Raw genomic sequence first — 12,996 nt, forward strand, 5'->3', positions numbered from 1 at the left:
ATGAGGAATAAGTGAGCCGGTGACAACAAAAACAACAATGCTGTTGTTTTCTCTTACATTCAATCACTTCTTTCAATAATATGTCATTGTTCAGGCGAAAGGCCAAAGGATAGAGGCAAAAGGTAAGAAAACCTTTGACCTTTTACCTTTCAGCTTTCACCTCAACAAAAGAAATTCAGGTGCCTATATCGGCGGTGTCTACCTCTTCCCATTCCGAACAGAGAAGTCAAGCCCGCCAGAGCCGATGGTACTGCGGTAAAACGTGGGAGAGTAGGTCGGTGCCACCCTTTATCACTTTCAATAGTGCAATAATCGCAAAAGCCTTAGCTAATAACTAAGGCTTTTTGCGTTATTAGGGCTTTGAAGAGTCCTTCATTTCAATCAGAAACCACTCATCATTCCCCAATCAACCACTCACCCCAAACCCGCGTTGGGGATAGGAGCGAATATCGGCCTTGTGGCTAATGCCCGTGCAGTATGAGCGCATAGCCCGGCCGCAGGCAACGCCCAAAGAAATCATTGTTGTATTTAACTTTACATTGGCCCGCTCAGTTGCCGCGGGTTGGCTTTGTTCTTTTTCTTAACAAAATGAACAAAGTCCGAGCGATAGCAAGATAACGAACACCATCACCAATAAACATTTCATTACCATATTATTTTGCTATTTTTAAAGTATATACCTAAACATATGCTTACAGCAGAACAAGCCGCGCTTTGGCAAAAGATCCTGGATTTTCAATTGGATGATCCTGAAGCTGCTTTCAAATTTTCCGAACGCCTGGCGCGCGAGAATGGGTGGGACTTAGTTTATACCCGTAGGGTGATTGCTGAATACAAACGTTTTATTTTTCTTTGTTGTATCTCCGAACATGGTGTAACACCTTCCGATGCTATTGATCAGGCCTGGCACCTGCATTTAACTTTTACCCGCTCATATTGGATAGATCTTTGCCGTGGCACACTCGGAAGGGAGATCCATCATAATCCTACTAAAGGTGGAAATAGCGAAGCAGTAAAGTATGACACGTTTTATACTGATACCGGCCAATTATATTTTAACTGTTTTAACGAACAGTCGCCTACTGATATCTGGCCTGGAAACGAAGTCCGCTTTAAAGAGATTAATTTTCAACGAGTGAACCTGGATAAATACTGGCTTATCCGTAAACCTCGACGAATTAAAGTATTGTTGCTGATGGGGTTGTTGATCCTTGTTTCATGGATATGCATACAGGCCTCAGATAATGATATTTTTATATTAATTTTCCTGGTACTGTTTGTTGGTGTTACCATATTAAGTTATCATAGTGAAGGGCGCAATGATGATAAACGGGACCGTGACGGTAATGGTGGTGGGACTGGTTGTAGTACCGTCGGCTGCGGAGCTGATGGTGGTTTCGATTCGGGCCATCACGGACATTCTGGTCATGGGTGCCATAGCGGTGGGGGCAGTGGATGTGGAAGCGGTTGCTCAGGGTGCTCTGCTTCAGGATGTAGTGGTTGCAGCAGCCATTAAGTTAGTCAGCTACCTAATGCCTCAAAAATCTCAGCCGAGAGCAATCCGCTTCCACCTCCAAAATGTTGTACGATCTTAATTTCTGGTTTTTCATTACAGAAATATTCGTTCAGTTTAACTTCCGATATCTCATCAACCCCTCCACCTAATAACACCACTTTAAAGTCTTGGGTAGGGAACGCCGCAATGGCTTCCTCATCGGTGAGGCAGCCAGTTGCGTTCCAGTCAGGATTATTGTTTACTAATCTCACTACTGTGGCTAATATTTCTGGATGCCGGCCAATTACCAGTATCTGTTTCTTTTCCATGATCTTAAAATTTCATCGGTACATCAATCAACAAAAACTCAGAATCTGTACCTGCTTCAACGGTAAATTTGTCGGCATCCCAAATACCCAAAGCATCGCGACTATTTAAAGTTTCGCCATTAATAATCACTTCGCCGCTTAACACAAACGCATAAACGCCGTTGCCTTCTTTTTTAATAGCATATTCAGTACTTATTCCTTGATCAAATTTGCCCAAATGGAACCAGGCATCCTGGTGGATCCATACACCCGCGTCATCAGGATTGGGTGATAATACCTGTTGCAATTTATTATGACGGTCTTCAAGATTTAGTGAGATCTGATCATAACGTGGTTCTACGTTTCTTTTATTAGGGTAGATCCAGATCTGCAAAAATTTCACTTCGCTGGTACGGTCAAAATTATATTCGCTGTGGAAAATTCCGGTACCTGCACTCATGGCCTGGATATCGCCGTTTTTGATAACAGCCACATTGTTCATGCTATCCTTGTGTTCCAGATCTCCTTCCAGCGGAATGGAAATAATTTCCATATTATCATGCGGATGTTTGCCGAAACCCATACCTGGATCAACTGTATCATCGTTTAATACCCTCAATGCACCAAAGTTCATACGCTGTGGGTTGTAATATCCTGCAAAACTGAATGATTGAAAGCTGTGCAGCCATCCATGGTCTGCATGTCCGCGAGTGTTAGCTTTATGTAAAACGGTTTGTGCCATTGTGTGTTTCCTTTAAATTGTAATACAAAGTTAAAGGGAGGTGGGCTGGCGGCACTTGATGTAGGTTAAGAAATTAACAGGCACTAATTATGCGAATTGAATTGGCACGAATTTTAATTGTTCTCAATTCGTGTCAATTCGGTTGAATTAGTGTAATTCGTGCCTATCTTTTCCTCACCATCTCGCCCTTCATCCGGCTAAAAAATTCGGGGGTTACACCAATATAAGATGCTATTTGTTTTTGGGGCAAGTGATCGATCAATGTGGGGTAACGCTTGCAAAAATTATTATAACGTTCTTCGGCAGTTAAGCTTAAACTATCGATCAACCTCTGCTGGCTGGCTACCAAAGAATTTTCGGTAAGGATCCGGAAAAAATGTTCAAACTTTGGGATTTGTGTGTATAGTTTTTCCTGATTTGCTTTTGAGAGCAGCAGTACATCTGTATCTTCCAATGCTTCGATATTCTGGATACCGGGTTTTTGCGAAATTAGACTATACATATCGGCAATCCACCAGTCGGCAGGGGCAAAGTTTAACACGTGTTCGATACCACTTTTATCTACGGTATAGCCTCGCAAACAACCGGCCGTTACAAAAGCCGAATACTTGCATACTTCACCATAAGTAAGCAAAAACTGTTTGCGTTTTATTTTTTTAGGCTGTAAATAAGCCGTAAAAATTTCCTGTTCTTCGCGGGTTAAGTGGATGTGTTTTTCGAGATTGTTAAGTATCAGATCAAACGGCATATGCAAAAATGTGGTTTATTTAGCTTATTTATCGAAGAATGGGCAATTAATCTATCCTGTTTTTTACAGGTACAGGGCATTATTTAATAATTTTTAAATTAGCTTTATCAACCGCAGGTAAGCCATGCCAAAATATGCGCATGTTATGCTTATAAAGCGGTATGGATAGCAAAAAATTATCAATATGATTGTGAATGGCTTTTTAACCAAGGCCTGAAGCATAAACAAATAAACCTGGAGCGCATTACCAATTACTGCGTTAATTGATTTTAAAGATAAGTTTTATGGTGAAAAATTATTTTTTAACGATCTGCCTGTGTGTTATTGTTGCTTCGTTTGTTGATGCGCAGCAGAAATTTAACGGTCTTGATGTTGGGCTCGGCAACCTTTACCGTACTTCTGATGCTAAAACACGGTCTATTAGTCCCGAAAATTTTACCGGCGAGAAAGGTAAAGGTGGCATGGCCACAAACGGCACCGGCGCCAACGCATCCCGCGACTTAGGCCAGACCTGGAAAGTAAGCCCGAGCGTTGTTATCAAAAAGCATACAACTTTTACCGTTGCCGAAATTAACGGATCGGGCGCTATTCAGCATATCTGGATGACACCTACCGGTAACTGGCGCTATTCCATAATCCGTTTTTATTGGGACGATGAAACTACCCCATCCGTGGAGGTGCCGGTGGGCGACTTTTTTTGTATGGGATGGGGTAAATATGCACCGGTAAGTTCCCTCGCAGTGGCGGTTAATCCTGGCAGTGCATTTAATTGCTACTGGCCAATGCCGTTCCGCAAAAAATGCCGCATCACTATGGAAAATATCGACGATGCGGATATGGTGCTCTATTACCAGGTTGATTATACCCTGACAGATGTGCCTGAAGATGCCGGGTATTTCCATGCGCAATTTCGCAGGGTAAACCCGCTGCCGTATAAAAAAGATTTTGTTTTGGTGGATAGCATTAAAGGCAAAGGGCAATACGTAGGTACTTACATCGCTTATGGCTCAAACAAAAATGGCTGGTGGGGCGAAGGCGAGATCAAGTTTTTTATGGATGGCGATACCAAATTCCCTACCATAAACGGTACTGGTACGGAGGATTATTTCTGCGGATCATATGATTTTGATACCCGTCACAAGGATGCCGAGGGTAAAGAGAAACCCGGAACAGAATACACCGAATTTTGCAGCCCCTACAGCGGCTTACCGCAGGTGATCCGCGGTGACGGGCATTACAATATTGCGCAACGTTTCGGCATGTACCGCTGGCATATTGTAGATCCCATTCGCTTTGAAAAAAGCCTTAAGGTTACTATACAGGCATTGGGCTGGCGGCATGATGGCCGTTACATGCCCCTGCAGGACGATATCGCTTCAACCGTGTTCTGGTATCAAACCGGCGAACATGGCCCTTTCCCTAAATTCCCCTCAAAAGACGAACTGGAAGTAAACTAATGAAACTATATAAACTTGCCAAAGGCAGCCTATTGCAACATAACGGTTCATCATATATTATTGATGATGAATGGGATAAACTGATCAACCGGGATGGTTTAGCGGCTTACCTGGAATCGATCACTGCCGATACTACGGCTTTAAGCGCCGAGGTGGAGAATGAATATCTGAACGGCAATATTCTGCCGCCTATTGGCAGCCAGGAAGTATGGGCCGCCGGCGTAACTTATTTACGTAGCCGTGATGCCCGTATGGAGGAGTCAGAAACAGGCGCAAGTTTGTATGACAAGGTTTATGACGCAGCCCGCCCTGAGCTTTTTTCAAAGCGCTTGCACATCGGGTATCCGGGCACAACGGCGAGGTTTACATCCGCAAAGACTCGGATTGGGACGTGCCGGAGCCTGAGCTTACACTATTTGTGAACAGCGATGGTAATATCCAGGGATATACCATTGGCAATGACATGAGTTCGAGGAGTATTGAGGGCGAAAATGCTTTATATCTGCCGCAGGCTAAAGTTTATGAAAAAAGCGCCGCGCTTGGGCCATGCTTATATGTTACTTCATCGGCAATTCCCGGCGAAACGATGATCAGTATGAATATCAAACGCGACGGAAAGCTGGTTTTTGAAGATGAAACTACCGTATCGCGCATTAAACGTTCTTTTACCGAACTTACCGGCTATTTATATAGTGAATGTGATTTCCCTAACGGATGCTTTTTAATGACGGGTACCTGCCTGGTGCCGCCGCCAGGCTTTACTTTGCAAGCCGGTGATGTGGTGGAAATCAGCATTGATCATATTGGCACAATGGTGAACGTGATTGGCTTAAACCCAAAACATAAATAACCGGTATCATGCAGCTTTTAAAAAAGTCATCATTAGTTTTGCTGATTGCCAGTTTGGCTGCATGCACTATGTATAAACCACCTGTGAAAAGAGGAAGTTTTAAATATGACGAGGAGTTTCTGCGGAAGAGGGACGATAGTCTGATAGTTTTAAGTGACGGTGGCTTAGGAATGGTTATGGTATCTCCAAAATATCAAGGCAAGGTATTTACATCAACAGCAGAAGGCTCTTTCGGTAAAAGTTTCGGTTGGATCAAATACGAAACTTTCGACCAGAAACAGCCCGACCCGCATATGAATGCCTTTGGCGGGGAAGACCGTTTATGGCTCGGGCCGGAAGGCGGGCAATTTTCGCTTTTCTTTAAGCCCGGCACTAAAATGGAGTTTGCCAATTGGCATACGCCGGCTGCCGTTGATAATGAAAGCTGGGAACTCATTTCAGCTTCGGATAAAAAGGTATCGATGAGCAAAAGCACGCATCTGCAAAATTATGCCGGTACCGAATTATCAATAAAGCTGGAGCGGGATGTGGAGATCATGGAGCCAAAAGCTATACAGCAGGTACTTGGTATTGATGCCGACACATCGGTAAAGGCAGTAGGCTTCAATACGCTGAATACTATCATAAATACAGGTGATAAGGCCTGGGATAAAATAACCGGTGCGCCATGCCTTTGGAATTTAGATATGTTTACCCCTTCGCCAAAAGTGGTGATCGTAGTGCCATATAATGAAAGTGCTACCGGTAAAATAGCTACCACCAATTATTTTGGCGAGATCCCGAAAGACAGAATCACTTATAAAAACGGCATCCTGCTGTTTAAGGCTGATGGAAAAAGCCGTGGCAAGCTGGGTATTCCACCTCATCGTGCAAAAAATATGGCTGGTAGCTATGATGCGGAGAGCGATGTTTTAACCATCACGACGTTTGATGTGGATAGCACAGCATCCTACCTAAACCAGGAATGGAAAACAGATACTGCGCCTTACAGCGGCGACGCGGTAAATGCTTATAACGATGGCCCACTGGCAGATGGTAAACAAATGGGGCCCTTTTATGAGATAGAAAGTGTATCACCCGCCGCGTTCCTGAAGCCGGGCGAAAAGCTTACACATAAACATAGTGTATTCCATTTCACCGGTAATAAAGCCGCATTAAATAAAATAGCATTAAAAACGCTGGGGATTTCGTTAGATGAGATCGCGACCGCATTTAAATAACAGATCAATATACAACCAACCAATAAATACTCAATGTCAAAAAACAACGCCCTGTTCGCAGTAGCATTAATTACCTCCCTGTTCTTTATCTGGGGGTTCGCGCTCAATCTTAATCCGATACTAATTCCACACTTAAAAAAAGCCTGTCAGCTTAATGACCTGCAATCCTCACTGATCGATTCGGCATCCTATATTGCCTATTTTATATTACCCATTCCGGCCGCGCAATTCATGAAAAAATATGGCTACAAGGGTGGGATCATTTTAGGTTTGATACTTTTTTCAACAGGAGCATTCCTGTTTTTCCCTGCTGCTGCGGTGCGTAACTACGCGTTCTTTTTAGCAGCGTTATTCATCGTATTTTCGGGAGCGGCCTTTTTGGAAACAGCCGCTAATCCTTACATAACGGTATTAGGTGATCCGGCTGGTGCTGAAAGAAGGATCAACTTTTCACAATCATTTAACGGATTGGCTGCTACCTTAGCTCCGCTTGTAGGTGGCAATTATATTTTATCGGGCAAAGTGTTAACAGATGCGGAATCAAGCAAAATGTCGCCCGAGCAGCTGAATGAATATCTTAATCATGAAGCATCGTCTGTACAAATTCCTTTTGTGGTAATCGGCGCAGTGGTGCTTGTAGTTGCATTCTTAATTTATCGTACGCACTTCCCGCCAATTGTTGAAGAAACCAGTGAAGAGGCAGTTAACGACAATCGTTCGCTTGGTGTAAGGATAAGCGAGCTACTGCACGTGAAAAGTTTAAGGGCCGGTATCTTTGCTGAGTTTTTATATGTAGGGGCACAGGCTGGTATAAGTAGTTTCTTTATCCGCTATTCAGAAAAAGTAGCCGGATTTGCCGAAAAACCGGCTTCTTTTTATCTCACTATCGCTTCTGCGGGTTTCATGGCAGGCAGGTTTATTGGTACATTGCTCATGCGTTATTTTAACCCGGTTAAACTGCTTATCACTTATGCGATTATTAACATTTTCCTGATAGCTATGGCCGTAACACTAAAAGGCGAAGTAGCGGTTTACGCGTTAATGTGTACCTGGTTCTTTATGTCGATCATGTTCCCAACTATTTTCTCGTTAAGTATCCGTGGACTTGGTGCTAAAACCAAATTAGGTTCTGTCGCTGGTAATTATGGGTATTGTAGGTGGCGCTATTTTCCCGGTAATCATGGGTAGGGTATCTGATGCCACTCATAGCATTCAGTGGGCTTATGTTGTTCCGGGTATTTGCTTTTTTGGCATCCTGATCTTTGCTATCAACAACCATAAAGTTAAAAAGCTAACCTTATCAGGTTCGCATTAATATTTGATCTATCTATTATAAAAAAATGAATTTACAACTTACAGATAAGGTAATTATTGTTACCGGGGGGGCCAAGGGCATAGGCGAAGGCATAGTGAAAGTGTTAGCTGCTGAAGGGGCTATCCCGGTTATAATAGGCCGCGGTGAGGCTGATAACCTGAAAACGGTTGAAGCTGTAGAAGCAGCAGGACATAAGGCGTATCAGGTAGTAGCCGAACTTACTGATCCCAAAGCATGCGAAAACGCAGTGAATAAAGTTATAGTTAAATTTGGCCGTATTGACGGATTGGTAAACAATGCCGGGGTAAATGATGGAGTCGGCCTGGAAAGCGGCGACTACGAAGGTTTCATGGCATCGTTACATAAAAACGTGGTGCATTATTATCTGATGGCGCATCACGCCTTGCCCGAACTAAAAAAATCAAAAGGGGCTATCCTTAACATTACCTCAAAAACTGCTGATACAGGTCAGGGTAATACTTCGGGTTATGCGGCATCAAACGGTGGCCGTAACGCGCTTACCCGCGAATGGGCGGTTGAGCTTTTGAAATACGGCATCCGCGTAAACGCACTGGTAGTAGCCGAATGCTGGACACCGCTTTACGCTAATTGGATCAAGACCCTGCCCGATCCTCAGGCAAAACTGAAAGAAATTGAGTCAAAAATTCCGCTGGGTAACCGGATGACTACTGCTGAGGAAATTGCCAATACCGTAGCGTTTTTATTGTCGCCGGTATCAAGCCATACTACCGGTCAGCTAATTTATGTTGATGGTGGTTATGTGCATTTGGATAGGGCTTTGGCCAATGCGTAAGTTTTATTAAGCACGCAAGGCGCTAAGTCGCCAAGATTTTTGATACAATAAAAAACGTCATTGCCAGAAAGGTAATGACGTTTTTTATTTGTTGGTAGTTAGTATGAATTTATCTACAACGAAAACCCCTTCAAATACTCTTTTCCCTCCGTACCCCAATCTTTCATGGCGTTTTGCAATATAGTCATGAAGCTCTTGTTAGTGGCTGCTTTGCCTTTTTTGGGTGCTGTTAATGATTTTTCGTCGATAGGCTGTTCGGTAACTTTAGTGGCAAACCAGGTTACGTTTTCGTGCGGGAGGGCTACGCCTAATATCATCCCTGGCAAGCCATTAAATGATTCGGGACCGCCAGAAACAGGAATCTCTTCGGTATAAAAAGCTACTACATAAATCGAATCAAGAATCAGGCCGTTAGCCCGACGACATGGATAGCCGGCAATTTCACGGGTTTCGCCGGTAAGTTTCCATTTGATATGACGGGTGGTGTCTTTCACCAAAAAGGTTTCTTCAAATACACTTTTTTGGCTGATGCTCAGTCCTGTATTAAAGTCAGAAAATACGGTGCTGTTTTGAGCTGTCATCATTGGCTCACTCCAGTAACCGGCTGTTGGTGTTTCCGGTTCAATAGGTGTAAACAGCGTTTGGTAATTGCCAAATTTCAGGGTGCTTTTTAATACCTTAAACTGGGGTTTGTTTTTTTATATTGTTCATACCTGGGCTGGTACCACATTTCGTTATCTTTATTAATGGCTTTTTGCAGCATAGCCCATACATTTGAGGTTTTGTTATACTCAATGGTACCGTGAAAAGTAAAATGCTTATTGCCTTGCGCAAGCAAAAAGTTCGCACTTAATAGCAATATGGTTGTTAAGGTTAAAATCTTTTTCATGATAGGTTATTTTTTAGGTGCACCGCCTCCAACTTTGTTAAAATCCCAGGTGAGGGTGAACATGAAGTACCTCCTTATTGTGGTGTAACGTTCTTGCGTAATGATGTTTGATGCACCGGTACGGTTATAACCGGTATTTTGATTTAACAAATCATTGCCCGAAATGGTTGCTTTCAGCGCGTCTTTAAAAAATGTGCGCGCTATATTGGCATTTAACAGGAAGCGCCTGAAATCTTGATCAGGGAAAGATTTTGTCGGAGCGTTATAGGTGTAGTTTCCATCCGATCCGATCTGGAATTTTCCTGGAAGGTAAATGTTGAAGCCCCCGTTGGCGTTAAATCCGCGTCCGTTATTATTTAGCGCGGAATTTAACGATGATGAGTTGATCGTGTAGGTAGGGCCCGCCGAAATCCAGGCATCGTACTTTTTCTCTTTATATTTAGAAAGCCGGATACTTCCCGAATAGTTATATGATTTGGTTTTGTTTAGCGTATCATTCTGGAAGTTATAGTAGCTACTACCGTTAGCTGATAGCTCGAAACCAGCGTTAATATTTATTCCCGGTATTTTTCTTTCAAAATAGCTATTTGCCCAAAAAGTGCTGGTTGAGTGGTTTTTTAAATTTGATGGCTTATAGGTAATAACACCAGAAGTATCGCGTACAGCATTGGTTACAATGGGGTTACTGGTTGTTGAGTACGAACCGCTGATCCAGATATATTGATTGCTGATAACTTTATACGAGTTATAGCTGATGTTGTAACGGTTGGTGAATGACGGTTTCAGGTCTGCATTACCTGTTTGTATGTTCAATTGGTCGTTATTTATTCTAACCGGTTGGATCTGATCAATGTTGGGTTGCGAAGTATTGCCATTGTAGCTTAAACGAATGCTTGATTGCTTGGTAAATTTGTACTGGAAGCTGGCTTGCGGGTACCAGTTGGTGAAATTACGTGTTAAATCAGGTGTACGACCAAATTCATCAACCTGCTTGAACTTAACTCCGGCTATTTTGGTACCAAAGTTAAATGTGAATTTTTGTTTCTGAATGTTAAATACCGCGCCTCCCTGGTTTGATAATTGGTTTAGTTTATAATCGCTGCTATAAATGCTATCTAAAACCGAATAAATACCAGCTGTGGCAGATGGTTTATTGAAGCTGCGCCTATCGTTGTTAGCATTATTTACTGCTATCATATAACTCAAAGCCAGCGTAAAATCTTTAGCGAGAGGTTCGGTATAAGTTATATTAGTGCTGATATTTGTGCTTTGGGTTTTATTAGCTTTATACTGATCGGTAACTGTATCCCTTAAATGTTCACCGTTTGCCGAATTGTAGTAACCCAGAGTTGATTTCAGGAAGCCTTTCGAGTCACTTTCATTAAGGCTTGATCTGAAGTTTACCGATAATGTGCGGCTTTTCTTTTTGAATTTTTTGGTATAGAAGGCACTGGCATTAAATACCTTGCCGTCAACATTGGCGCTATTATCCTGATCGTTGGTGTTGGTAAGGTTGCCGTTTAGAAGGCGGTTTTGTGTTTGGAACGAGCTTTTGGTATCGCTTTGTCTTAAAGTTCCGTCGGCCGTAACTTTTAGGTTCTGCATCGAATCGATCTTTAACTGGTAATTCAGGTCGAGTTTTTGGCGAAACAGGTAATTGTGATTTGTTTGATCGGTGTTAACAGTTGTAATATTACCAGGAAAGTTATTTAGTGTTTGAGTGTTCTTTGTCCCATCAACCGTAAGTGACCCTATTTTATAATTGGTATTTAAAGATTCCTTATCGCCGTTCCATTTGGTATCATAATGTACGCCACCAGTACGCGCTATCGGTTTACCTTCGCCATCATATCGGCCACTAAAACTATCAAGATCATCACCTCCGCCGCTATAGAAGTAAAAACCACCATCGTCGCTCATTTCCATGCCGCTACCGCCGCCATATTTGTTATTATCTTCCCAGCCTAAACCTGTTTTACCGTTATTGCCCAGCGTACCATAAACTGAAAACTTCTGCTTTCCCTTAAAGCGGTTAAATAAGGCCTGCCCCTGGTAATAGCCATCGGTACCTATACCGCCGTCAAGCTTACCAAAGTAACCGTTCTTTTTATCTTCCTTAAGTTTAATGTTGATGGTTTTGTCTTTCACGCCATCATCAATACCTGTAAAGGCAGCCTGATCGCTCTTCTTGTCATAAAGCTGTACTTTATCTACCATATCGGCGCGCAGGTTTTTGGTAACCAGGGTAGGGTCATCTCCAAAAAACTCTTCGCCATCAACCAACACTTTTTTTACCGTTTGGCCTTGTGCCGTGATCTTGCCGTCTTTATCCACCTCGATACCTGGCAGCTGTTTCAGGAGGTCTTCAACTTTTGAGTTAGGCTGGATATTGTAGGCTGCAGGATTAAACTCGGTGGTATCGCCCTTAATTTTAATGGCTGCCGCTTTTCCTTTTACAATTACTTCCTGTAAAAGACGCTCTTTAAGCAGCATGCTGATGCGGCCGAAATCGTGTGTGGTGTGTGCGGAATCTAAGGTGAAATGCTCTACAAAATCTGCATAACCGGGGTAAGTGGCCAGTACAATGAACTTGCCCTTACTTAAATTGTTAATGGCAAATGTACCATCCTGTTTAACACGGGTAAATTTTTGAAGGATAGAATCTTTAGCAGTTATAACGCTGATGCTTGCGTTGGCTAATTTAGAATTAGAAACGGTATCGGCTATAATTCCTTTAATGCTGTAATTGGTTTGGGCTGATAAGCTTACTGTGCCCACAAGAAATAGCAGTACTCCAATAATTGTGATTTTCATAAGGTCGATTATGAAAGCCAAAATATAACTAAATAGTTAGTTGTGCAAGCGATTTAACATTTTATACTGTAGATTTAACATTTCATCGCCAAAATTTAACATTTTGTCGCGGATGGATGTGTTAAATATGGGAGGCTGTGCACGGGCGTGGACTCGTACACCAATAATGGCGCTGGTGATACTGATCGGGATGGACTCCAATAAAATTATTGCGGGTTTGGTCTAATTGCACATTGATCGGCAAACAGACGGCCGAAATGATGAAAATCCCCCACCTGAGGTACTCAAAAAATGTATAATTTAGCACATTATTCTAACCTGTAGCGCTGTTCTGATCAGCAAGT

General features: G+C 42.7%; 14 protein-coding genes and 1 rRNA gene. 9 read left to right on the forward strand and 6 right to left on the reverse strand.

The genetic code is table 11. From position 1 onward, the window contains the following. Positions 1 to 175: 175 nt before the first annotated feature. Positions 176 to 287, forward strand: a 5S ribosomal RNA gene (gene rrf / locus ACQ86K_RS02135). Between the two features lie 401 nt (positions 288 to 688). Beyond that, positions 689 to 1,516 (forward strand): glycine-rich domain-containing protein, encoded by an 828-nt coding sequence (locus ACQ86K_RS02140; RefSeq protein ID WP_176844615.1) that lies wholly within the window; start codon positions 689 to 691, stop codon positions 1,514 to 1,516. Between the two features lie 5 nt (positions 1,517 to 1,521). On the opposite strand, the gene ACQ86K_RS02145 is transcribed toward ACQ86K_RS02140, so the two are convergent. The 3 genes from ACQ86K_RS02145 to ACQ86K_RS02155 form a co-directional block, all read right to left on the reverse strand. Next, the gene (locus ACQ86K_RS02145; RefSeq protein WP_091176560.1) at positions 1,522 to 1,824 is read right to left on the reverse strand and encodes a hypothetical protein; all 303 of its coding nucleotides are present in this window, start codon (positions 1,822 to 1,824) and stop codon (positions 1,522 to 1,524) included. 4 nt (positions 1,825 to 1,828) lie between these two features. Continuing rightward, positions 1,829 to 2,545, reverse strand: a complete 717-nt coding sequence (locus ACQ86K_RS02150) for a pirin family protein (RefSeq protein WP_091176563.1) — start codon at positions 2,543 to 2,545, stop codon at positions 1,829 to 1,831. 163 nt (positions 2,546 to 2,708) lie between these two features. Next, positions 2,709 to 3,293 (reverse strand): Crp/Fnr family transcriptional regulator, encoded by a 585-nt coding sequence (locus tag ACQ86K_RS02155; RefSeq protein WP_091176565.1) that lies wholly within the window; start codon positions 3,291 to 3,293, stop codon positions 2,709 to 2,711. Between the two features lie 284 nt (positions 3,294 to 3,577). On the opposite strand from ACQ86K_RS02155, the gene ACQ86K_RS02160 reads away from it, so the two are divergent. Genes ACQ86K_RS02160 through ACQ86K_RS02190 form a run of 7 tightly spaced genes read left to right on the forward strand, consistent with a single transcriptional unit; the run spans position 3,578 to position 8,949 of the window. After that, on the forward strand, positions 3,578 to 4,750 hold the full coding sequence (locus ACQ86K_RS02160) for a glycoside hydrolase family 172 protein (RefSeq protein ID WP_091176567.1): 1,173 nt from the start codon (positions 3,578 to 3,580) through the stop codon (positions 4,748 to 4,750). After that, positions 4,750 to 5,172: a hypothetical protein gene (locus ACQ86K_RS02165; protein WP_431199714.1), complete on the forward strand. Its 423-nt coding sequence runs from the start codon at positions 4,750 to 4,752 to the stop codon at positions 5,170 to 5,172. The genes ACQ86K_RS02160 and ACQ86K_RS02165 overlap by 1 nt, the downstream gene beginning before the upstream one ends. After that, positions 5,142 to 5,600, forward strand: a complete 459-nt coding sequence (locus ACQ86K_RS02170; protein WP_431199715.1) for a fumarylacetoacetate hydrolase family protein — start codon at positions 5,142 to 5,144, stop codon at positions 5,598 to 5,600. Before ACQ86K_RS02165 ends, ACQ86K_RS02170 begins: the two co-directional genes overlap by 31 nt. 8 nt (positions 5,601 to 5,608) lie before the next feature. After that, on the forward strand, positions 5,609 to 6,820 hold the full coding sequence (locus tag ACQ86K_RS02175; protein ID WP_091176571.1) for a DUF6786 family protein: 1,212 nt from the start codon (positions 5,609 to 5,611) through the stop codon (positions 6,818 to 6,820). A gap of 33 nt (positions 6,821 to 6,853) precedes the next feature. Continuing rightward, positions 6,854 to 8,008, forward strand: a complete 1,155-nt coding sequence (gene fucP, locus ACQ86K_RS02180) for an L-fucose:H+ symporter permease (RefSeq protein WP_431199716.1) — start codon at positions 6,854 to 6,856, stop codon at positions 8,006 to 8,008. After that, positions 8,001 to 8,135 carry a hypothetical protein gene (locus tag ACQ86K_RS02185; protein WP_431199717.1) on the forward strand — a complete coding sequence of 45 codons (135 nt, stop codon included), beginning with the start codon at positions 8,001 to 8,003 and terminating at the stop codon, positions 8,133 to 8,135. Before fucP ends, ACQ86K_RS02185 begins: the two co-directional genes overlap by 8 nt. A gap of 25 nt (positions 8,136 to 8,160) precedes the next feature. Further along, a complete protein-coding gene (locus tag ACQ86K_RS02190) occupies positions 8,161 to 8,949 on the forward strand; it encodes an SDR family oxidoreductase (RefSeq protein ID WP_091176575.1) in 789 nt (262 codons plus the stop codon). A gap of 113 nt (positions 8,950 to 9,062) precedes the next feature. Here the strand turns inward: ACQ86K_RS02190 and ACQ86K_RS02195 are convergent, their stop codons facing one another. The 3 genes from ACQ86K_RS02195 to ACQ86K_RS02205 are packed head-to-tail and all read right to left on the reverse strand — an operon-like array spanning position 9,063 to position 12,652. Beyond that, positions 9,063 to 9,611 (reverse strand): GLPGLI family protein, encoded by a 549-nt coding sequence (locus ACQ86K_RS02195; protein WP_431200778.1) that lies wholly within the window; start codon positions 9,609 to 9,611, stop codon positions 9,063 to 9,065. Positions 9,612 to 9,619: 8 nt separating this feature from the next. After that, a complete protein-coding gene (locus ACQ86K_RS02200; RefSeq protein ID WP_431199718.1) occupies positions 9,620 to 9,838 on the reverse strand; it encodes a hypothetical protein in 219 nt (72 codons plus the stop codon). A 6-nt stretch (positions 9,839 to 9,844) separates the two neighbouring features. Continuing rightward, a complete protein-coding gene (locus tag ACQ86K_RS02205) occupies positions 9,845 to 12,652 on the reverse strand; it encodes an outer membrane beta-barrel family protein (RefSeq protein ID WP_091176580.1) in 2,808 nt (935 codons plus the stop codon). Positions 12,653 to 12,996 lie beyond the last annotated feature (344 nt).

The sequence above is a fragment of the Mucilaginibacter sp. P19 genome (assembly GCF_050632265.1).
GTDB lineage: Bacteria > Bacteroidota > Bacteroidia > Sphingobacteriales > Sphingobacteriaceae > Mucilaginibacter > Mucilaginibacter gossypii.